Source organism: Streptomyces sp. NPDC104371, from assembly GCF_055583785.1.
Genome location: NZ_JBVJNF010000009.1, coordinates 42,525 through 63,601, shown reverse-complemented (window position 1 = coordinate 63,601; position 21,077 = coordinate 42,525). Strand labels below are relative to the sequence as shown.

Annotated in this window: 15 protein-coding genes and 1 pseudogene; 7 read left to right on the top strand and 9 right to left on the bottom strand. The window is 70.5% G+C overall.

Translation table 11 applies throughout. From position 1 onward, the window contains the following. Nucleotides 1-44: 44 nt before the first annotated feature. Nucleotides 45-1,478 carry a site-2 protease family protein gene (locus tag ACZ60T_RS25435; protein WP_469668008.1) on the bottom strand — a complete coding sequence of 478 codons (1,434 nt, stop codon included), beginning with the start codon at nucleotides 1,476-1,478 and terminating at the stop codon, nucleotides 45-47. 182 nt (nucleotides 1,479-1,660) lie between these two features. Here ACZ60T_RS25435 and ACZ60T_RS25430 point away from each other — a divergent pair. Continuing rightward, nucleotides 1,661-2,623 (top strand): annotated as a pseudogene (locus tag ACZ60T_RS25430) (RecB family exonuclease). Between the two features lie 15 nt (nucleotides 2,624-2,638). Further along, nucleotides 2,639-3,310, top strand: coding sequence for a response regulator transcription factor (locus ACZ60T_RS25425; protein ID WP_365634581.1), 672 nt, complete (start codon nucleotides 2,639-2,641; stop codon nucleotides 3,308-3,310). A gap of 120 nt (nucleotides 3,311-3,430) precedes the next feature. Here the strand turns inward: ACZ60T_RS25425 and ACZ60T_RS25420 are convergent, their stop codons facing one another. From ACZ60T_RS25420 to metH, 3 genes are all read right to left on the bottom strand, one after another. Continuing rightward, nucleotides 3,431-5,035, bottom strand: coding sequence for an ABC transporter substrate-binding protein (locus ACZ60T_RS25420; RefSeq protein ID WP_365632974.1), 1,605 nt, complete (start codon nucleotides 5,033-5,035; stop codon nucleotides 3,431-3,433). 437 nt (nucleotides 5,036-5,472) lie between these two features. Then, the gene (locus ACZ60T_RS25415) at nucleotides 5,473-6,174 is read right to left on the bottom strand and encodes an HAD family hydrolase (protein ID WP_365632977.1); all 702 of its coding nucleotides are present in this window, start codon (nucleotides 6,172-6,174) and stop codon (nucleotides 5,473-5,475) included. 203 nt (nucleotides 6,175-6,377) lie between these two features. Next, nucleotides 6,378-9,902: a methionine synthase gene (gene metH / locus ACZ60T_RS25410; RefSeq protein WP_469668007.1), complete on the bottom strand. Its 3,525-nt coding sequence runs from the start codon at nucleotides 9,900-9,902 to the stop codon at nucleotides 6,378-6,380. A gap of 274 nt (nucleotides 9,903-10,176) precedes the next feature. Here metH and ACZ60T_RS25405 point away from each other — a divergent pair, with 274 nt between their 5' ends. From ACZ60T_RS25405 to ACZ60T_RS25385, 5 genes are all read left to right on the top strand, one after another. Then, complete coding sequence (locus ACZ60T_RS25405) at nucleotides 10,177-10,941, top strand: IclR family transcriptional regulator (RefSeq protein WP_365632983.1); 765 nt, start codon at nucleotides 10,177-10,179, stop codon at nucleotides 10,939-10,941. A 357-nt stretch (nucleotides 10,942-11,298) separates the two neighbouring features. Continuing rightward, a complete protein-coding gene (locus ACZ60T_RS25400; protein ID WP_365632986.1) occupies nucleotides 11,299-12,090 on the top strand; it encodes an MIP/aquaporin family protein in 792 nt (263 codons plus the stop codon). An 84-nt stretch (nucleotides 12,091-12,174) separates the two neighbouring features. Then, a complete protein-coding gene (glpK, locus tag ACZ60T_RS25395; RefSeq protein ID WP_365632989.1) occupies nucleotides 12,175-13,734 on the top strand; it encodes a glycerol kinase GlpK in 1,560 nt (519 codons plus the stop codon). A 6-nt stretch (nucleotides 13,735-13,740) separates the two neighbouring features. After that, entirely contained in the window at nucleotides 13,741-15,348 is a 1,608-nt protein-coding gene (locus ACZ60T_RS25390) for a glycerol-3-phosphate dehydrogenase/oxidase (RefSeq protein WP_365632992.1), read from the top strand. A 190-nt stretch (nucleotides 15,349-15,538) separates the two neighbouring features. Further along, a complete protein-coding gene (locus ACZ60T_RS25385) occupies nucleotides 15,539-16,519 on the top strand; it encodes a PAC2 family protein (RefSeq protein ID WP_469668005.1) in 981 nt (326 codons plus the stop codon). Nucleotides 16,520-16,609: 90 nt separating this feature from the next. Here the strand turns inward: ACZ60T_RS25385 and mshC are convergent, their stop codons facing one another. From mshC to ACZ60T_RS25360, 5 genes are all read right to left on the bottom strand, one after another. After that, entirely contained in the window at nucleotides 16,610-17,839 is a 1,230-nt protein-coding gene (gene mshC / locus ACZ60T_RS25380; RefSeq protein WP_365632998.1) for a cysteine--1-D-myo-inosityl 2-amino-2-deoxy-alpha-D-glucopyranoside ligase, read from the bottom strand. Between the two features lie 125 nt (nucleotides 17,840-17,964). After that, nucleotides 17,965-18,783: an SCO1664 family protein gene (locus ACZ60T_RS25375; RefSeq protein WP_469668004.1), complete on the bottom strand. Its 819-nt coding sequence runs from the start codon at nucleotides 18,781-18,783 to the stop codon at nucleotides 17,965-17,967. Further along, complete coding sequence (locus tag ACZ60T_RS25370; protein WP_365633004.1) at nucleotides 18,747-19,337, bottom strand: DUF3090 domain-containing protein; 591 nt, start codon at nucleotides 19,335-19,337, stop codon at nucleotides 18,747-18,749. Before ACZ60T_RS25370 ends, ACZ60T_RS25375 begins: the two co-directional genes overlap by 37 nt. Before the next feature lie 133 nt (nucleotides 19,338-19,470). Then, nucleotides 19,471-20,157: a histidine phosphatase family protein gene (locus tag ACZ60T_RS25365; RefSeq protein WP_469668003.1), complete on the bottom strand. Its 687-nt coding sequence runs from the start codon at nucleotides 20,155-20,157 to the stop codon at nucleotides 19,471-19,473. A gap of 80 nt (nucleotides 20,158-20,237) precedes the next feature. Next, the gene (locus ACZ60T_RS25360; protein WP_469668001.1) at nucleotides 20,238-21,026 is read right to left on the bottom strand and encodes a ferritin-like domain-containing protein; all 789 of its coding nucleotides are present in this window, start codon (nucleotides 21,024-21,026) and stop codon (nucleotides 20,238-20,240) included. Between the last annotated feature and the right edge of the window lie 51 nt (nucleotides 21,027-21,077).

Here is a 21,077-nt window from a genome sequence, read left to right as displayed (position 1 = left end):
GACCAGCCTACCGGCAGCGGAGGGGGCCGCTGACCAGTCGGTGGTCAGCTCGGGCGGGCCATGGCTTTGACGAAGGCGCGTTCGACGTCGGTGGCGGACAGGACGCCGTAGATCTCGCCGGTCTCCTCGATGACGAGGTATTCGGTGGCGGGGGTGGCGCGGAGGGCGTCGAGGAGGTCTTCGCCGGTGAGTTCGGCGGAGACGCGCATGCCGTCGGTGAGGTCGTGGGCGAGGCTGCTGACGGCGACCCAGGGGCGGCGGTGTTCGGGTACGCCGACGATGGCGGCTTCGCGGACGAGGGAGAGGGGCTGGCCGTGGGGGTCGACGACGACGAGGGCGCGGGCGCCGACGTCGTTGGCTCGGCGCAGGGCTTCGGAGAGGGGGGTGTCGGCCTGGACGGGGACGGCGCGGCGGGTGAGGGCGCGGGCGCGCAGTTCGGGGAGGTGTTCGCGCAGGCGGGCCATGCGCAGGCTGTTTCCGGCGCCGGTCCAGATGATCGCGGCGAGGATGGCGGCGAGCAGGGCGTCGGTGAGGGTGTCCATGCCGATGCTGTCGTCGGCGGGGGCGCCGAGGGCGCCGGACTGGGTGAGGAGGGGGAGGCCGACGAGGACGGAGAGGGCGAGGGCGCGGCCGATCCAGGCGGCGGCGACGGTGCCGCTCATGGGCTTGCCGGTGATCTTCCAGACGACGGCGCGGAGCATGCGTCCGCCGTCGAGGGGGAGGCCGGGGAGGAGGTTGAAGGCGGCCACGAAGAGGTTGGAGATCATGAGGCCGGCGAGGAGGACGCCGGGGACGGTGTCCGCGCGGACGGTCTGGTGGGCGAGGTAGAAGAGGCCGGCGAGGGCGAGGGAGAGGAGGGGGCCGACGAAGGCGAGGACGAATTCGCGTCCGGGGGTCTCGGCTTCCTTCTCGATTTCGGAGGCGCCGCCGAAGAACTGGAGCTGGATGCGGCGTACGGGGAGGTGGAAGCGGAGGGCGGCGATGGTGTGGGCGAGTTCGTGGATGAGGACGGAGGCGTAGAAGGCGACGGCGAAGAAGAGGGAGACGAGGTAGCGGGCGGCGCCGAGTTCGGGGAGTACGCGGTCGAGTTGGCCGCCGAAGATCCAGGTGATGAGGGCGGCGACGAGGAACCAGCTCGGGGCGACGTAGACGGGTACGCCGAAGGGGCGGCCCATGAGGATGCCGCCGCCGGGTTCTTTGGGGCGCTGCGGGGCGGGGGTGTTCCGGGGGGCCGCGGGTGTGGCGTTCTCGGTGTTCTCGGCGCTCTTGTCGGCGCTCTTGTCGGCGAGGGGCGCCGACGGGGTGGGGGTCTTGGCGTCCGGTGTGCTGTCGTCGGCCGGTGACGGTGGGGTTTGGGTGGGTGTCCGCCGGTCCTCGTGGGCCGCGGGGTCGGCGGTCTGCGCCGTGGGGGCTTCCTCGCGGGCGGTCGCGCCGTTGTTGTCGGGGCGCGGCTGTCCGCTCTCGCCGCTCTCGTCCACGCTGTCCCCTCGATCGAAGCGTCTCCCCGGCCCCGGTGGTACGGGGTGGGAGGGTCCGTGGGTCGATGGTATGCGGCGTTCGTGTCGTGGTCCGCCCCGGCACCCCTTGTGATGTGTGCGGCGTCACGCGGGGGTGGGCGCGGCTGGGTCACTGTCGGTGGTGGGCCGTAGGCTCTGTGGTCATGGATACCAGTACTGACGGCGCTGTGGAGGGGTCTGCTGCGGTGGAGGGGGCTGCTGTGGCTGCCGTGCCTCCGGCGTCGTTGTCGCCTTCGCGGGCGAGCGATTTCATGCAGTGCCCGCTGTTGTACCGGTTCCGGGTGATCGACAGGTTGCCGGAGAAGCCGAGTGAGGCGGCGACGCGGGGCACGTTGGTGCATGCGGTGCTGGAGCGGCTGTTCGACGCGCCTGCCGGGGAGCGGACGGCGCCGCGGGCCCGGTCGTTGGTGCCGGGTCAGTGGGATCGGTTGCGGGAGAGTCGGCCCGAGGTCGCGGAGTTGTTCGCGGAGGATCCGGGTGGTGAGCGGCTGGCGCGGTGGCTCGGGGAGGCGGAGCGGCTGGTCGAGCGGTGGTTCTCGCTGGAGGATCCGACGCGGCTGGAGCCGGCGGAGCGTGAGTTGTTCGTCGAGGCGGAGCTGGAGTCGGGGCTGAGGCTGCGGGGGATCATCGATCGTGTCGATGTCGCGCCGACGGGTGAGGTGCGGATCGTGGACTACAAGACGGGCAAGGCGCCTCGGCCCGAGTACGCGGAGGGCGCGCTGTTCCAGATGAAGTTCTACGCGTTGGTGGTGTGGCGGCTGAAGCGGGTGGTGCCGCGGCGGTTGCAGCTCGTGTATCTCGGCAGTGGTGATGTGCTGACGTACGACCCGGTGGTCGCGGATCTGGAGCGGGTGGAGCGCAAGCTGCTGGCGTTGTGGGAGGCGATCCGGTCGGCGACGGAGTCGGGTGACTGGCGTCCGCGTCCTACCCGGTTGTGCGGTTGGTGTGATCATCAGGCGGTCTGCCCGGAGTTCGGGGGCACTCCCCCGCCATATCCGCTGCCGGTGCGGGCGGTCTAGGGGCGCGGGCCTGGGCGGGCGCGGGGGGTGTGGGTCAGGGCGCGGGCGTCGGGGGGTGGTGAGCAGGGCAGAATGGGGCCGGACTAGCCGAAGGAGACTTACGTGGCCATCCGTGTCCTACTGGTCGATGACCAGCCCCTGCTGCGGACGGGCTTCCGGATGATTCTGGAGGCCGAGCAGGACATCGCGGTCGTCGGCGAGGCCGGGGACGGCCTCCAGGCCCTCGATCAGGTGCGTGTTCTTCAGCCGGATGTGGTGCTGATGGACATTCGTATGCCTCGCATGGACGGGGTGGAGGCGACTCGGCAGATCACCGGCCCTGGGCGGGACGGTCCGGCGAAGGTGCTGGTGCTGACGACCTTCGATCTGGACGAGTATGTGGTGGAGGCGTTGCGCGCGGGTGCCAGCGGGTTCCTTCTCAAGGACGCTCCGGCCCATGAGTTGGTGCAGGCGATCCGGGTGGTCGCGGCGGGTGAGGCGTTGTTGGCGCCGAGTATCACGCGTCGGCTGCTGGACAAGTTCGCGGTGCATCTGCCGTCCGGGGAGGAGCCGGTCCCGGACACGCTGCACACGTTGACCGATCGTGAGGTCGAGGTGTTGAAGCTGGTGGCGCGCGGGTTGTCCAACGCGGAGATCGCGGCTGATCTGTTCGTCAGCGAGACCACGGTGAAGACGCATGTGGGTCATGTGCTGACGAAGCTGGGGTTGCGGGACCGGGTGCAGGCGGCGGTGTACGCGTACGAGAGCGGGTTGGTGCGTCCGGGCGCGCAGTAGCGAGCGCCCCCTGGAGACCTGGCCGGAAGCGGCGAAGGCCCCCGGGGCCGCCTGGACGCGGTGCGTCCGGTGGCTCCGGGGGCCTTCGGTTGTACGGGGGTGTCAGCCTGTACGGGGCTGTCAGCCGCTCACGCCGCGGCTGAGCTCCCAGAGCTGCAGCGTGGACGAGGTGCTCATCGCGTACTCGCCGCCCATGATGTCGTCCTGGATGGCGACGTACTGCTTGCCCTGCCACAGCGGGATGACCGGGACGTCCTCGGCGACGATGTCCTGGATCTGGGTGATGCTCTTCGACGCGGCGAGCCGGTCGGCCTCGCGCCGGGACTGGGGGATCAGGGTGTTGCGGATCTCGTTGTTGACGTACGTCGAGTTGAGGAAGTTCTTCTTGTCGAGGACCGGCGCGATGAAGGTGTCGGCGTCCGGGAAGTCCGGGAACCAGCCCATGCCGAAGACCTCGTACTGGCCCTTCAGTTCGGCCGGACGGTACTTGTCCCAGGAGGTGCCCTTGATGTCGACGTCGAACAGCCCGCTGTCGTTGAGCTGCTTCTCGAGGACCTTGAACTCCGCGGCGGTGGTCTCGCCGTAGTGGTCGGTGGTGTAGTTCAGCGTGAGCTTCACCGGGGTGGTGATGCCCTCCTTGGCCAGCAGGTTGCGGGCCTTGTCGACGCTCGGGGTCCCGTACTTGTTGAAGAACGAGTTGGAGTGGCCGGTGACGGTGGCGGGGACGAGCGAGTACAGGCTCTGGGCCTGGGAGCCGTACACCTTGGAGACCAGCTCGTCGCGGTCGATGACCTGCGCCATGGCCTGGCGGACGGCCTTGCTCTTCACGACCGGCGCGGTGGTCTTGAAGCCCAGGTAGCGCGTGACGAGGCCCGGCACCTCGACCAGGTTGACCTTGCCGTTGGGGTTGTCCTGGAGCTTGTTGACCTGATCCGGCGTCATGCCGCGGGACGCGACGTCGATGTCGCCCTTGTCGAGGGCGGTGCTCATGGCGTCGGGGTCCTTGAAGGGCTCCAGTACCGCCTGGTCGTTCTTCAGGGTGAGCAGACCCTTGTAGTTGGGGTTCTTGCTGAACGTGATGCGGTCGACCTCGTCGCCCTTGACGTCGGCCTTCATCGTGTACGGGCCGGAGCCGTCGATCTGGAAGCCGTCGCGCAGCTTGTTCTTCTCGTAGTCCTTGGAACTGAGGATGCCGGCGACCGGCGTCGACAGCTTGAACGGGAAGGTGGCGTCCGCGGTCTTCAGATGGAAGATGACTTCGTTGTCACCTTGCGTCTCGACGGTGTCGACCGTGGAGAGCAGACCGGCGACACCGCTGTCGGCGTTGATGGAACGGGCGCGGTCGATGGAGAACTTCACATCGGCCGCGGTCACCGCGTCGCCGTTGGCGAACTTGAGGCCCTTGCGGAGCTTGCAGGCGTAGCGCTCGTTGCCGCTGTCGGTGAAGCCGCAGCTCTCGGCGGCGTCGGGTTCCGGGTCACCGCCGCCGCGGGGCTGGGACATCAGCGTCTGCACGACCTGGCGGAGGACGTTCCAGGGGCCGACGTCGTACGCGTACGCCGGGTCGAGGGGCGCGGGGGCCTCGCTGGTGGCGATGAACCGGTCGGTGGTGCCGACGACGATGGCGTCTCCGCTCTGGCCCCCGCTGTCGGACCCGCCGCAGGCAGCGAGGACGGGGGCGAGCAGACCGAGGACGGCCGGCAGCACCAAAGTCTTACGGTTCATGCTCGCGTTTCTCCAGAGCTGTCGCGTCCGTGAACCCGGCAGGCATGGGTGGTGCGGCGGATCACGGGGGTGTGGTGACGTTCTTCGCGACGAGATTAGTCCGCACCTGCACAGGGGCTCACATACAGCGGAGTTGAGCGCCCATCACGCTGCGGAACCGGCCGCGGACGCACCGAACAACCGGTCAGGGAAGGATTCGTGCAGCCTCTCACCAATCGGGACACAAGGGTGCAGCGGGGTTGTCCGAATTGAGTGGGTACACCACACGCCGGGGTGGCTGTCGACACTCCTCTACGTGATCAACGTCACTCGGTCAACTCGGTGAGGGGGTAGCGGAATTCAGCCGTCAGGCCGGTATCGACCCCTCGGCCGGGACAGTCCTCGGATGTCTGCCCACTCAGCGTGCACACCATGCGCGGTGCACGCTGGGTGAACGACTAGCGCAGCTCCGTCATCATGCCGCGGAGGAACGGCAGGTCGACCTGTTCGAGCGAGGTGACGACCGTGCGGCCGGTGGCGGGGGCGATGGGGGCGACGGAGGGCACGGCGAGGACGCGGCAGCCCGCGGCCTCGGCGGCGGCGACGCCGGTGGTGGTGTCCTCGATGACGGCGCAGCGGCCCGGTTCCGCGCCGAGTCCCGAGGCGGCCAGCAGATACGGGTCGGGGAACGGCTTGGTGCGCTCCACTTCGTCGCCCGCGACGGTCAGCGCGAAGTACTGGGGGCCGATGGAGGTCAGGACGCGGTCGATGATGCGCCGGTGGGAGGCGGAGACCAGGGCCGTGGGGATCTCGTGGACGGCCAGTTCGGCCAGCAGCCGGGCGGCGCCGGGCATCAGGGGCAGGCTGTGGCCGATGCGGTCCTCGAAGCCGTCGTTGAGCAGCACGCTGAGTTCGGCGAGGGTGATGTCGGCGCCGGTGGCTTCGATGAGGAAGCCCGCGCTGCGCTGCATGGGGCCGCCGACGACGACGTCGCGCCAGGACGGGTCGAGGGTGTGGCCGAGGCCCGCGAAGACCTCGGTCTCGACGTCCCACCAGAATCCCTCGGTGTCCACGAGGGTGCCGTCCATGTCGAGGAGCACGGCCTGCAGGGCTGAGCCCTTGCCGCTGCGGGTGCTGAGGGCGGGGACCGTGGTGGTCATCCGGGCCTACCTCCTTGAAGGGACGACCAGGCCGGTTCCCGGACAGGGAACCGGCCTGCGGTGGACCGATCAGTCTACGACCGTCGTGGACGCGATGCCTCCTGATAGCGAGGCGAAGCACCCGCGAGGGTTACGGGAGGGGCTTCCCGCCGACGTCGGGCCCGGCCCGGTGCCGGGCGCGGGGCGGTGCCCGGCGGGCGGGGTCAGCGGGCGTTGAAGTACTTGGCCTCCGGGTGGTGGATCACGATGGCGTCGGTGGACTGCTCGGGGTGGAGCTGGAACTCCTCGGAGAGGTGGACGCCGATCCGCTCCGGTTCCAGAAGCCGGGCGATCTTCGCGCGGTCCTCGAGGTCGGGGCAGGCGCCGTAGCCGAGGGAGAAGCGGGCGCCGCGGTACTTGAGGGCGAACATGTCCTCGACGGCGGCCGGGTCCTCACCGGCGAAGCCCAGTTCGGCGCGGACGCGCGCGTGCCAGTACTCGGCGAGCGCCTCGGCCAACTGGACGGACAGGCCGTGCAGTTCGAGGTAGTCGCGGTAGGAGTTCGCCGCGAAGAGCCGGGCGGTCTCCTCGCCGATCCTGGAGCCGACGGTGACGACCTGGAAGCCGACGACGTCCGTCTCGCCGGACTCCTCGGGGCGGAAGAAGTCGGCGAGGCACAGGCGGCGACCGCGGCGCTGGCGCGGGAAGGTGAACCGGGTGCGTTCGTTGCCCTGTTCGTCGAGGACGATCAGGTCGTCGTCCTTGGAGACGCAGGGGAAGTAGCCGTGGACGACGGCGGCTTCGAGGAGGTTGTCGGTCTGGAGGCGCTCCAGCAGGCCGCGCAACCGGGGCCGGCCCTCGGTCTCGACGAGTTCCTCGTAGGTGGGGCCGTCGCCGGTGCGGGCCTGCTTGAGGCCCCACTGGCCCTTGAACAGGGCGCCTTCGTCCAGCCAGCTCGCGTAGTCCCCGAGCGGGATGCCCTTGCTGATGCGAGTGCCCCAGAAGGGCGGTGTGGGCACGGGGTTGTCGGTGGCGACGTCGGAGCGGACGTGGCCTTCCTCGGGCCGTTCCTCGATCACGGGCGTGGCCGCCCTGACCCGGCGCTCTCTCAGCTCGGGCAGCTTGGCGCCGGGCACGCCCCGCTTGACCCCGATGAGGGCGTCCATCAGCCGCAGACCCTCGAACGCGTCGCGGGCGTAGCGGACTTCGCCCTCGTACAGCTCGTGGAGGTCCTGTTCGACATAGGCGCGGGTGAGCGCGGCGCCGCCGAGGATGACGGGGTATGTGGCCGACAGGCCGCGCTGGTTGAGCTCCTCCAGGTTCTCCTTCATGATCACGGTGGATTTGACGAGGAGTCCGGACATGCCGATGACATCGGCCCGGTGTTCCTCGGCGGCTTCCAGGATCGCGGAGACGGGCTGCTTGATGCCGAGGTTGACGACGTTGTAGCCGTTGTTGGACAGGATGATGTCGACGAGGTTCTTGCCGATGTCGTGGACGTCGCCGCGCACGGTGGCCAGGACGATGGTGCCCTTGCCGGAGTCGTCGGACTTCTCCATGTGCGGTTCGAGGTAGGCGACCGCGGTCTTCATGACCTCGGCGGACTGGAGCACGAACGGCAGTTGCATCTGGCCGGAGCCGAACAGTTCACCGACGACCTTCATGCCGTCCAGCAGCGTCTCGTTGACGATGTCGAGGGCCGGGCGCTCCTGGAGCGCGTCGCCGAGGTCCTGTTCGAGGCCGTTCTTGTCGCCGTCGATGATGCGGCGCTTGAGGCGTTCGTCCAGGGGCAGCGCGGCCAGTTCCTCGGCCTTGCCCGCCTTGAGGGACTTGGTGGTGGCGCCCTCGAACAGCGCCATGAGCTTCTGGAGGGGGTCGTAGCCCTCGCGGCGGCGGTCGTGGATCAGGTCGAGGGCGGTGGTGACCTGTTCCTCGTCGAAGCGGGCGATGGGCAGGATCTTCGAGGCGTGGACGATGGCGGAGTCGAGTCCGGCCTTGACGCATTCGTCGAGGAAGACGGAGTTGAGCAGGATACGGGCGGCGGGGTTGAGGCCGAAGGAGATGTTCGACAGGCCGAGCGTGGTCTGCACGGCCGGGCGGCGCTTCTTCAGTTCGCGGATCGCCTCGATGGTGGCGATGCCGTCCCGTCGGGACTCCTCCTGCCCGGTGCAGATGGTGAAGGTCAGGCAGTCGATGAGGATGTCCTCCTCGCGGATGCCCCAGTTCCCGGTCAGGTCGCAGATCAGCCGTTCGGCGATCTCGACCTTCTTCTCGGGGGTGCGGGCCTGGCCCTCCTCGTCGATGGTGAGCGCGATGAGTGCGGCGCCGTGTTCCCCGGCGAGCCGGGTGACCTGCGCGAAGCGGGACTCGGGGCCGTCTCCGTCCTCGTAGTTGACGGAGTTGATGACGGCGCGACCGCCGAGCTTCTCCAGTCCGGCGCGCAGGACGTCGATCTCGGTGGAGTCCAGGACGATCGGCAGGGTGGAGGCGGTGGCGAAGCGGCCGGCGAGTTCCTCCATGTCGGCGACGCCGTCGCGGCCCACGTAGTCGACGCACAGGTCGAGCATGTGCGCGCCTTCGCGGATCTGCTCGCGGGCCAGCTCCACGCAGTCGTCCCAGCGGCCGTCCAGCATGGCCTCGCGGAACTTCTTCGAGCCGTTGGCGTTGGTGCGCTCGCCGATGGCGAGGTAGGCGGTGTCCTGGCGGAAGGGCACGCTCTGGTAGAGCGAGGCGGCACCGGGCTCGGGCTGCGGCCGGCGCGGCGGCGGGGTGAGGGTGCGGACGCGCTCGACGACCTGGCGCAGATGCTCGGGGGTGGTGCCGCAGCAGCCGCCGACGAGGGAGAGGCCGTAGGAGTGGACGAAGTTCTCCTGGGCGTCGGCCAGTCCCTCGGGGCCGAGCGGGAAGTGCGCGCCGTCCTTGGTGAGGACGGGCAGGCCCGCGTTGGGCATGCACAGCAGCGGGATACGGGAGTGGCGCGTGAGGTAGCGCAGGTGTTCGCTCATCTCGGCGGGGCCGGTCGAGCAGTTCAGGCCGATCATGTCGATGCCGAGCGGTTCCAGCGCGGTGAGCGCGGCGCCGATCTCGGAGCCGAGGAGCATGGTGCCCGTGGTCTCGAAGGCCATCGAGCACAGCAGGGGCACCTCGACGCCGGTGGCTTCCATGGCGCGCCGGGCGCCCAGGATCGACGCCTTGGTCTGGAGGAGGTCCTGGGTGGTCTCGACGATCAGCGCGTCGGCGCCGCCCGCGAGCAGGCCCTCGGCGTTGGCCTGGAAGCCGTCGCGGAGCGTGGTGTACGGGATGTGGCCGAGGGTGGGCAGCTTCGTTCCCGGGCCCATCGAGCCGAGCACCCAGCGCTGGCGGCCGTCGCGGGCGGCGAACTCGTCGGCGACCTCGCGGGCGAGGCGGGCGCCCGCCTCGGACAGTTCGTGGACGCGGTCGGCGATCTCGTACTCGGCCATGGCCGCGTGGTTCGCGCCGAAGGTGTTCGTCTCGACGCAGTCGACGCCCACGGAGTAGTAGGCGGCGTGGACGGAGCGGACGATGTCGGGGCGGGTGACGTTGAGGATCTCGTTGCAGCCTTCGAGGTCCTGGAAGTCCTCGAGCGTCGGTTCCTCGGCCTGGAGCATCGTGCCCATGGCGCCGTCGGCCACCACGACACGGGTGGCGAGGGCTTCCCGGAGGGCGTCGGTTCGGGTCCGGCTGTCGGCGCAGGCGGACGAAGGGGACGGGTTCGGCAACGAGGCCATGGAAGGTGCTCCCTGGGGTGCGACGGCTGTCGGCTTTGCGTCTTCCGGGGAAGGCGCACCCGCACAGGGTAGCCCGGAGTGGTCAGTGGGGGGTCGGGTGTGTCCAGGGGGTGGACGGGCGTGACCTGTGGGGCGCGTGTGAAGATCCCGGCTGTACGGATGACGACCATCCATTAGCAAGAGGTCGGCTACGCCAGGTAGTGTTCGACATTGCCGAACGATGGTTCAGGTGACCGTCGGCTGACGGCCGAACGGGACGGAGGGCAGGACGGCGATGGCACGGAACATCCAGTCGCTCGAACGGGCGGCCGCGATGCTGCGGCTGCTCGCGGGCGGCGAGCGGCGGCTCGGCCTGTCGGACATCGCCTCGTCGCTGGGCCTCGCCAAGGGCACGGCCCACGGCATCCTCCGCACGCTCCAGCAGGAGGGGTTCGTCGAGCAGGACGCGGCCTCGGGCCGCTATCAACTGGGCGCCGAGCTGCTGCGCCTGGGGACGACGTACCTCGATGTGCACGAACTGCGGGCGCGCGCCCTGGTGTGGACGGACGATCTGGCCCGCTCCAGCGGCGAGAGCGTCTATGTGGGGGTGCTGCACCAGCAGGGCGTGCTCATCGTGCACCACGTCTTCCGGCCCGACGACAGCAGACAGGTCCTGGAGATCGGCGCCATGCAGCCGCTGCACTCCACGGCTCTGGGCAAGGTGCTCTCGGCGTACGACCCGGTCGCGCACAGCGAGGCGCTGGAGTCCGAACGGAAGGCGTTCACCGATCTGACGGTGTGCGACCGGGACGGCTTCGAGGGCGTGCTCGATCTCACCCGCGCGCGGGGCTACGGGGCCGATGTCGAGGAGACCTGGACCGGCGTGGCCTCGCTGGCCGCGCCCATCCACGACCGGCGGCGGATGCCGGTGGGCGCGGTGGGGATCACCGGCGCGGTGGAGCGGGTGTGCCACGAGGGCGAGCTGCGCCCCGAACTGATCGCGGCGGTCCGCGACTGCGCCCGCGCGGTGTCACGGGATCTGGGCGCGGGACGGTTCTGAGCCCCGTACGACGAGGGGCCGGCCGGGGACGGCCAGAGCGAACAAGGTGGCCGGTACGGCGGTGACGTACCGGCCCTTCTGCACGCCCGCGTGGGGCGGCAGATGGGCCGGTCAGGGGCTTCTGAGGGCTCCGGGGCGATCAGTAACGATCGTGTATTCGATAACAGAACTCTTGACGACCTGGTGAAACGAAAGCCAGACTCCGTCCGACGGTCGGCATTGTCGAACACCTACCGGCAATACACGTTAGAGTGTGACAACGCCACGGGCCGGCATCGCTCTCATCCCGAGGGCGCGGGCCCTCCGAAGGAATTCGGGGGTCCGCCTTCCCCTGGACGAAGGACAAAGGAGTCGCGGGTGTCCAGCTCCGACATCTTCATCGGCGAGACCATCGGTACCGCCATACTCATCCTGCTCGGCGGCGGCGTCTGTGCCGCGGTCACGCTGAAGGCCTCCAAGGCCCGCAACGCCGGTTGGCTCGCCATCGCGTTCGGTTGGGGCTTCGCCGTCATGACGGCGGTCTACACCTCCGCGCCGCTCTCCGGCGCCCATCTCAACCCGGCGGTGACACTCGCGCTCGCCATCAAGGACGGCGACTGGAAGAACGTCCCGGTGTACTGGGGCGGCCAACTGCTCGGCGCCATGATCGGCGCGACGCTGGTCTGGGTCACCTACTACGGCCAGTTCCACGCCCACCTCACCGACCGCGAGATCGTCGGCGGTCCGGGCGCGCAGGACACCGTCAAGGCCACCGAGGCGCAGGAGGCCGCGGCCGGTCCCGTGCTCGGCATCTTCTCGACGGGCCCCGAGATCCGCAACATCGTGCAGAACCTCGCCACGGAGGTCATCGGCACGATCGTGCTGATCCTCGCGGTCCTCACGCAGGGCCTCAACGACAACGGCAACGGCCTCGGCACCCTGGGCGCCCTGATCACCGCGTTCGTGGTCGTCTCGATCGGTCTGTCCCTGGGCGGTCCGACCGGGTACGCCATCAACCCGGCCCGTGACCTCGGCCCGCGTATCGTGCACGCCCTGCTTCCGCTGCCCAACAAGGGCGGTTCCGACTGGGGTTACGCCTGGATCCCCGTCGTCGGTCCGCTGCTCGGCGGCGCGATCGGCGCAGGCATCTACAACATCGCCTTCGCCTGAGCCACGGTGAGTTCGCACAAGGCATCGCCCGACCGCACCGCGCCGTACAGACCGCCCCTCTCCCCGAATTCCCAGGAGCACACCGTGACCGACGCACACTCCGCCGGCATCGCTTCCCACGGCCACGGGCCGTTCATCGCCGCCATCGACCAGGGCACGACGTCCTCGCGCTGCATCGTCTTCGACCGGGACGGCCGTATCGTCTCCGTCGACCAGAAGGAGCACGAGCAGATCTTCCCGAAGCCGGGCTGGGTCGAGCACGACGCGACCGAGATCTGGACCAACGTCCAGGAGGTCGTCGCCGGAGCCATCGAGAAGGCCGGCATCACCCGGGACGACATCAAGGCCATCGGCATCACCAACCAGCGCGAGACCACCGTGCTGTGGGACAGGCACACCGGTGAGCCCGTCCACAACGCCATCGTCTGGCAGGACACCCGCACCGACGCGCTCTGCAAGGACCTGGGCCGCAACGTGGGCCAGGACCGCTTCCGCCGCGAGACCGGCCTGCCGCTGGCCTCGTACTTCGCCGGTCCGAAGGCCCGCTGGCTGCTCGACAACGTCGAGGGGCTGCGCGAGCGCGCCGAGGCGGGCGACATCCTCTTCGGCACGATGGACACCTGGGTCATCTGGAACCTGACCGGCGGTGTCGACGGCGGCCACCACGTCACCGACGTGACCAACGCCTCCCGCACCCTGCTGATGAACCTGCACAGCCTGGAGTGGGACGAGCGGATCTGCGAGTCCATCGGCGTCCCGCAGTCGATGCTGCCGCAGATCCGCTCCTCCGCCGAGGTCTACGGCGAGATCTCCGGCGGGCGCCTCGGCGACCTGCTCGGCGGCATCCCGGTCGCCTCCGCGCTCGGCGACCAGCAGGCGGCCCTGTTCGGCCAGACCTGCTTCTCCGAGGGCGAGACCAAGTCCACCTACGGCACCGGCACGTTCATGGTGATGAACACCGGCGACAAGATCATCAACTCCTACTCGGGCCTGCTGACCACCGTCGGCTACCAGATCGGCGGCCAGAAGCCGGTCTACGCCCTGGAGGGCTCGATCGCGGTCACCGGCTCCCTGGTGCAGTGGATGCGCGACCAGATGGGCCTGATCAAGACCGCCGCCGAGATCGAGACGCTCGCCCTGTCCGTCGAGGACAACGGCGGCGCCTACTTCGTACCGGCCTTCTCCGGCCTGTTCGCCCCGTACTGGCGCTCCGACGCCCGCGGTGTGATCGCCGGTCTGACCCGGTACGTGACCAAGGCGCACCTCGCGCGCGCCGTGCTGGAGGCCACCGCCTGGCAGACCCGCGAGATCGCCGACGCCATGACCAAGGACTCCGGCGTCGAGCTGGCCACGCTCAAGGTCGACGGCGGTATGACCTCCAACAACCTGCTGATGCAGACCCTGTCGGACGTCCTGGACGCGCCCGTGGTGCGCCCGATGGTCGCCGAGACCACCTGTCTCGGCGCCGCCTACGCCGCCGGTCTGGCCGTCGGCTTCTGGACCAACACCGACGACCTGCGCGCCAACTGGCGCCGGGCCGCCGAGTGGACCCCCCACATGGACGCGGAGACCCGCGACCGTGAGTACAAGAACTGGCTCAAGGCCGTCGAGCGGACCATGGGCTGGATCGAGCACGAGGAGTAATCAGCGATGACCACCCTGCAGAGTGTCCCGGCTCTTGGGACGCACCCGGCCCGCGGCTCCCACCCGAGTCGTGCCGAGACCCGGGAGCAGTTGTCCAAGGCGACCTACGACCTCCTCGTGATCGGCGGCGGAATTCTGGGCATCTCCACGGCCTGGCATGCCGCCCAGTCGGGCCTGCGGGTGGCGCTGGTGGACGCCGGCGACTTCGCCGGCGCCACCTCCTCCGCCTCCTCCAAGCTGCTCCACGGCGGTCTGCGCTACCTGCAGACCGGCGCGGTGAAGCTGGTGGCGGAGAACCACTTCGAGCGCCGTGCGGTCTCCCGTCTGGTGGCCCCCCACCTGGCGAACCCGCTCACGTTCTACCTCCCCGTGTACAAGGGCGGGCCGCACGGCGCGGCGAAGCTCGGCGCGGGCGTCTTCGCCTACTCCGCGCTGTCGGCGTTCGGTGACGGCGTCGGTCATCTGCTCTCGCCCGCCAGGGCGCAGCAGGACGTGCCGGAGCTGCGTACCGAGAACCTGAAGGCCGTGGCCGTGTACGGCGACGACCAGATGAACGACGCGCGCATGGCGCTGATGACGGTCCGCGCGGCCGTCGAGGCCGGTGCGGTCGTCCTCAACCACGCGGAGGTCACCGGGCTGCGGTTCACCCGGGGCCGGGTGACCGGTGCGGAGCTGAAGGACCGGACCTCCGGTGACGAGTTCGGCGTCGACGCGCGGCTGGTGCTGAACGCGACCGGCCCGTGGGTCGACCACCTGCGCCGGATGGAGGACCCGAACGCGGCGCCGTCCATACGTCTGTCCAAGGGCGCGCACCTGGTCCTCAAGCGCACCTCGCCGTGGAAGGCGGCGCTGGCGACGCCGATCGACAAGTACCGCATCACCTTCGCCCTCCCCTGGGAGGACATGCTGCTGCTCGGCACGACCGACGAGGAGTACGAGGGCGATCCGGGCGAGGTCGCGGTCAACGAGAAGGACATCACGCAGATCCTCGACGAGGCCGCGTTCTCCGTGCGCGACCAGCAGCTCGACCGTGATCTGATCACGTACGCGTTCGCCGGTCTGCGGGTGCTGCCCGGCGGTCCCGGCGACACCGCCAAGGCCAAGCGCGAGACGGTCGTCACCGAGGGCAAGGGCGGCATGCTGTCCGTCGCGGGCGGCAAGTGGACCACCTTCCGGCACATCGGCCGTACGGTCATGAAGAAGCTGGAGTCGCTGCCGGGGCACCCGCTCGGCGAGGACTTCGAGCCGATCTCCCGGCTGCCGCGCAAGCTGCCGCTGCCCGGTATCGCCAACCCGCGCGCGGTCGCGCACCGGCTCGTCGTCGACGGACCGGCGCCCGGCCCGCGGATGGCGCCCGACACGGCCAAGCACCTGGCCACCCACTACGGTTCGCTGGCCTTCGACATCGCGCGGCTGGCCAACGAGAACCCCGAGCTGGGCCGGCGGGTCCACCCGGACGCCCCGGAGATCTGGGCGCAGGTCGTCTACGCCCGGGACCACGAGTGGGCCGAGACGGCGGACGACGTGCTGCGCCGCCGTACGACGCTGACGATCCGCGGCCTGGCCACGGACGAGGTGCGCGGCAAGGTGCAGGACCTGCTCGACAAGAAGTAGGGCACGGCGGGTTCCCGCGCGGGGCGGCTTCCTCACGAGAGGAAGCCGCCCCTCCGTGTGTCCGGTGTGTTCGGTGGGCCCGCGCGGGGCAGGCATCCGGTCACTCCCCCGTGCAAGGGGGCTGCGGGCGCCCCCGTCGCACGCCGTAAGGTTGGCACGTACGCGAGGGCACGTCGGAAGGAGGCGCTGGGTGATCGAGCTCGAGGGGGTTCCCGAGCTGATCGACCCGGTCATGGTGGCCGCGTTCGAGGGCTGGAACGATGCCGGCGACGCAGCCTCCACCGCGGTCGCGCATCTGGACAGGGAATGGAAGGGCGAGGTGTTCGCGGCGCTGGACGCCGAGGACTACTACGACTTCCAGGTGAACCGCCCCACCGTGTTCACGGAGGGCGGCGTCCGCAAGATCACATGGCCCACGACCCGGCTCTCGGTGGTGCGGGTCGGCGGTGACAAGCCCCGCGACCTGGTGCTGGTCCGCGGCATCGAGCCGTCGATGCGCTGGCGTTCGTTCTGCAACGAACTGCTGGGCTTCGCCCATGAGTTGGGCGTGGAGCTGGTGGTGATCCTGGGCGCCCTGCTCGGCGACACCCCGCATACCCGCCCGGTCCCGATCAGCGGGACCACGTCCGACGCGGACCTGGCCCGCCGGATGGGCCTGGAGGAGACCAAGTACGAGGGCCCCACGGGCATCGTGGGCGTCCTCCAGGAGGCGTGCACGCACGTCGGCGTCCCGGCCGTCTCGCTGTGGGCGGCGGTGCCGCACTATGTGTCGCAGCCGCCGAACCCGAAGGCGACGCTGGCTCTGCTCAACCGCCTGGAGGACCTCCTCGATCTGCGGATCCCGCTGGGCGAACTGGCGGAGGACGCGCGCGCCTGGCAGGTCGGCGTGGACCAACTGGCCGCCGAGGACAGCGAGGTCGCCGAGTACGTCCAGACGCTGGAGGAGGCCAGGGACACCGCCGAACTCCCGGAGGCCTCGGGCGAGGCGATCGCCCGCGAGTTCGAGCGGTATCTGCGGCGGCGGGACGTCAGCCCGCCCGGCGGGCACGCCACGGCGGAGGGCGGCGAGAGCGGTTCGTATCTGCGGGGGGACAACCCCAGCGGCCGGACGCGCCCGTCGAAGCCGCCGCGGCCGGGGACCGAGGACGAGGACGCGCCGGACGAGGACTGACCGGGGCCGGAAGGGAACGGACAAGGGCGGTGCGCCGGTTGCGCACCGCCCTTGGTGTTCTCCTGTCCGTGTTCTCCTGTCCGGCCGTGCCTACAGCGCCACGCCGAGCAGCGCGTCCACGGCGCGCGAGACGATGCCGGGCGCGCCCGTGTCCGTACCGCCGCTCTCCTGCTGGCGCGCGGCCCAGCGGTCGACCGCGGCGAGCGCGGCCGGTGCGTCCAGGTCGTTCGCGAGGGCGTCGCGGATCTCCTCGACGAGCGCCTCGGCGGGCGGTCCGTCGGGCCGGGAGACGGCGGAGCGCCAGCGGTCGAGGCGGGCCTCGGCGTCCCGCAGGACCTGGTCGGTCCACTCCCAGTCGGAGCGGTAGTGGTGGGCGTGGAGCGCGAGCCGGAGGGCGGCCGGGTCGACGCCGTCGTGCCGGAGCTGGGACACGAAGACGAGGTTGCCCTTGGACTTGGACATCTTCTCGCCGTGCAGCGCGACCATGCCGGCGTGGACGTACGCGCGGGCCATCGGGTACTCGCCGGTCAGCACCTGGGCGTGCGAGGCGCCCATCTCGTGGTGCGGGAAGGCGAGGTCGGAGCCGCCGCCCTGGACGTCGAAGCCCATGCCCAGGTGGTCGAGCGCGATGGCGACGCACTCGATGTGCCAGCCGGGCCGGCCGCGGCCGAGGGAACCGCCGTCCCAGCTCGGCTCGCCGTCACGGGCGGCCATCCAGAGCATCGGGTCGAGCGGGTTCTTCTTGCCCGGACGGTCCGGGTCGCCGCCGCGCTCGGCGGACAGCGCCCGCATGGTGGCGGCGTCGAGACCGGAGACGCTGCCGAAGTGCGGGTCGGACTCGATGGAGAAGTAGATGTCGCCGTCGAGGTCGTAGGCGGCCCCGGCGTCCCGGAGGCGCTCGACGAGCGGCACGATGCCGGGTATGGCCTCCACGGCGCCTATGTAGTGCTGCGGGGGCAGCAGCCGCAGCGCGGTCATGTCCTCGCGGAACAGGGCGGTCTCCCGCTCGGCGAGCGCCACCCAGTCGACGCCGTCACGCGCGGCACGCACCAGGAGGGGGTCGTCGACGTCGGTGACGTTCTGGACGTAGTGAACCTGCCGCTTGGTGTCGAGCCACACGCGCTGAACGAGGTCGAACGCGTTGTAGGTCGCCGCGTGACCCATGTGGGTCGCGTCGTACGGCGTGATGCCGCAGACGTAGATACGGGCGACGGGACCGGGGTCGAGGGTGACCAGGCCGCCGGTCGCGGTGTCGTGGATCCTCAGGTCGCGGCCCTGACCAGGCAGGGCGGGGACCTCGGAAGCGGGCCAGGCATGCATGTCATGAGCCTAACCGGCGGGCAGTTGCGCGCACGAACCGGACCGGGAGGGTTGGCCGGAAAGGCGCTCTTGCGGGTTGTCCTCGGGTGTGCGGGGCCGTGGTCCGGGCCGTTGTGGGGGTGTTGTCACACCGGTGGCCAGGGGATCGCCGGCCATTCTCCGGTGGGTTCGGGATGCTTCCCGGAGGCCAGCAGCGCCGTCACACGCGCGCGTGTGGCCGTCAGCTCGGCCTCGGTGATCAGCCCGGCCAGGCGCGCGGCCAGCTCCGCGCCCTCCTCCATGGCGCCCTCGAGGCCCTTGAGCACCTCGACGGCTTCCGCGGTCAGCGGCTCCCCGGCCCATCCCCACAGCAGCGTGCGCAGCTTGTTCTCGCTGTGGAAGGTCACCCCGTGGTCGATGCCGTACAGATGGCCGTCACCGGTGGGCAGCAGATGGCCGCCCTTGCGGTCGGCGTTGTTGATGACCGCGTCGAGGACGGCGAGCCGCCGCAGCCGCTCGTCGTCGGCGTGCACGAGCAGGGCGGTCCTGCCGTCGCCGAGGTCGGCGAGGCCGACGGCCTTCCAGCCGTCCTCGGGTTCCTCGCCGTCCACCAGGGCGAGCAGTTCGGCGTCCGGCTGCCCCTCGATCCAGAGCTGGCACATGCCCTCGCCGTAGGGGCCCTCGCGCAGCACGGTGGGCGGTACGAGGCCCCAGCCGGTCGCCTCGGAGACCTCGTAGGCGGCGACCTCGCGCTGCGCCAGGGTCCCGTCCGGGAAGTCCCACAGGGGCCGCTCCCCCGCGACGGGCTTGTAGACACACCTGGCCTGGTGCCCGTCGGCCGAGATCGTGCAGTACAGCGCCGCGTTGGAGGCGTCGCGGATGCGTCCGCGCACGGTCAGCTCGCCGTCGGCGAGCAGTTCGGCCGTGGTCAGGCTCCGCGGCGGTATCCGTTCTGGCGCGGACATACATGTCCTTCCGGGTCGAGCGGGAGGCTGCACAGGGGGCACGGCGGGCGCCCCGCGTTGACGACGTCGAGGGCGCGTTTGGCGAAGGCCCTGGCCTGCGCGCCGGTCAGCCGGACGCGGAGCATCGGCGGGCCGTTCTCCTCGTCCTGGAGGAGCCGCTCCTCGGCCTCGGCGAGGTCCTCCTCGGACTCGGCGTCCAGCTCGACGAGCGCCTGCGCCTCGACGATCATGCGCTGCTCCTCGCCGTCCCAGGCCAGGGCCATGGTGCCGACGCGGAACTCCTCCTCGATCGGGGTGTCGAGGGGCGCGGAGTCGGCGCTCTCGGTGGGGGTCATGGCGGGCACGGCGGCGCTTCCGCCGCTGCGGCGCATCACTTCGTCAAGAAGCTCGTCCATGCGCTCGGCCAGCGCCGCGACCTGGGCCTTCTCCAGGGCCACGCTGGTCGTCCGGGGTCCGGCCGAGGCCTGGAGGAAGAAGGTACGGCGTCCGGGCAGCCCGACCGTACCGGCCACGAAACGGTCCGGCGGGTCGTAGAGGAACACCTGACGGGACACGTCCTGTCTCCATGGGATCGGGATCTGGGGCCGGCCGACCGCGCCGGCCCGCTTCGGTTGCTGACTACTGCTGCTGGCTGCTGCTGACAAGTACTGCGCTGGTTCGACCGCTTCACCCTACTGCGGCCGACGATCACGGTGCGCCCGCACCGCCTCCGACCGTGGCGTCCGTCCCGGGGGGCTCCTCGCGCGGTACCAGGGAGGCGAAGTCGCCGGTGTCCCCGAGGCGGACGAGGAACGGCCGGAGGCGGGTGTAGCGGATCGCGGTGACGGAGCACGGTTCGACGGAGATCCGCTGGAACAGGTCGAGATGGAGGCCGAGCGCGTCCGCGACGAGGGACTTGATGATGTCGCCGTGGGAGCACATGAGGTAGACGGCGTCCGCGCCGTGGTCGCGCTCCACGCGCGCGTTCCACTCCCGTACGGCCTCCGCGGCGCGGGTCTGCATGGCCCGCATCGACTCGCCGCCGGGGAAGGCCGCGGCCGAGGGGTGCGCCTGGACGACCTCCATCAGCGGCTCGTCCTTCAGCTCGGCGAGCTTGCGGCCGGACCACTCGCCGTAGTGGGCCTCGCCGACGCGCTCGTCGGTGTGCGCACGCAGTCCGGGGCGGGCGTCGAGGAGCGGCTGGACGGTCTCCTGGCAGCGTTGCAGGGGGCTCGTCACGACCTCGGTGATCGGCAGCTCGGCGAGCCGCGCGGGGAGGGCCGCGGCCTGCGCGGTGCCGCGCTCGTCGAGGGCGACGCCGGGCGTCCAGCCGGCGAGCAGTCCCGCGGTGTTGGCGGTGGAGCGTCCGTGCCGGACGAGGATCAACGTGGGCATGCGGCCCAGCCTAGGTCTTCGTACGGGGGTCCGGGGGGTGGTCGGGGGAGCGGTCATATGCGCCCGCGGGGGCGCCTGCTCTACGCGAACTCCGGGGCCGTTCTCGCGGGCTCGCCCAGGGCGTCACGGCGTTCCGGCATGCGCAGCGAGACCATGCGGCGCCAGCCGCCGGCGCGTTCGTACGCGTACAGCGTGTGGATGCCCGCGGTGAGTACCGCCTGCTTCGTCCGCGGCCAGCCGAGGATGCGTGCCATGTGGGCCGTCACCGCGAGGCTGACGTCGCGGTGGACGCGGATCTCGGCGAGGGCGCACGCGCGCAGGGTCCGCTGGATGGCGCGGCCGTGGCCCGCGTGGGCCAGGCGCAGCAGTTCCTCGTGGCAGTAGGCGAGGTGGTTGTCCTCGTCGGCGGAGATCATCCGGACCGCGCGGCCCATCTCCGGGTGGTCGCCGAAGTGCGCGCACAGCAGCCGCATCTGCTCGGCGGCGCGCTGTTCGGTGACTCTGCTGTGGGCGAGGTAGGTGACGATGTCGTCCAGGGTCAGGGGGCGCTCGCCGCTGAGCCTGTGGTGGGCGAGGCCGATGCCGCGCCGCTCCAGGAGCATCGTGTAGTCGGTCTCGGGCGGTACGCCGACGGGCTTCAGGCCGCGCTTGAGCAGCAGGGCGGTGAAGATGCGCCCGTGCTTGTCCTCGTCGGCGCCGTGCCGGGCGATCTTGGGCGCGAGTTCCTGTGCGGCGGTCGGTACGAGACGGGCGATACGGCCGTTCTCCCAGCCTCCTTGTGCCTCTCCGCTGGCGGCGATGGAGCAGAAGAGCCGGAACGCGTCGTCGTGGTCGAAGATCTCCCGGAACAGGCTTTTGGCCGACAGCATCACTGCGCCTCTCGTCAGGGTCCGCTCGGGGTCCGCGAAGAACGAGTCAAA

Coding starts and splice junctions, on each gene's coding strand:
- ACZ60T_RS25420 (WP_365632974.1), bottom strand. CDS start 5,035: ATGAACCGTAAGACTTTGGTGCTGCCGGCCGTCCTCGGTCTGCTCGCC.
- ACZ60T_RS25415 (WP_365632977.1), bottom strand. CDS start 6,174: ATGACCACCACGGTCCCCGCCCTCAGCACCCGCAGCGGCAAGGGCTCA.
- metH (WP_469668007.1), bottom strand. CDS start 9,902: ATGGCCTCGTTGCCGAACCCGTCCCCTTCGTCCGCCTGCGCCGACAGC.
- ACZ60T_RS25405 (WP_365632983.1), top strand. CDS start 10,177: ATGGCACGGAACATCCAGTCGCTCGAACGGGCGGCCGCGATGCTGCGG.
- ACZ60T_RS25390 (WP_365632992.1), top strand. CDS start 13,741: ATGACCACCCTGCAGAGTGTCCCGGCTCTTGGGACGCACCCGGCCCGC.
- mshC (WP_365632998.1), bottom strand. CDS start 17,839: ATGCATGCCTGGCCCGCTTCCGAGGTCCCCGCCCTGCCTGGTCAGGGC.
- ACZ60T_RS25375 (WP_469668004.1), bottom strand. CDS start 18,783: ATGTCCGCGCCAGAACGGATACCGCCGCGGAGCCTGACCACGGCCGAA.
- ACZ60T_RS25365 (WP_469668003.1), bottom strand. CDS start 20,157: ATGCCCACGTTGATCCTCGTCCGGCACGGACGCTCCACCGCCAACACC.
- ACZ60T_RS25360 (WP_469668001.1), bottom strand. CDS start 21,026: ATGCTGTCGGCCAAAAGCCTGTTCCGGGAGATCTTCGACCACGACGAC.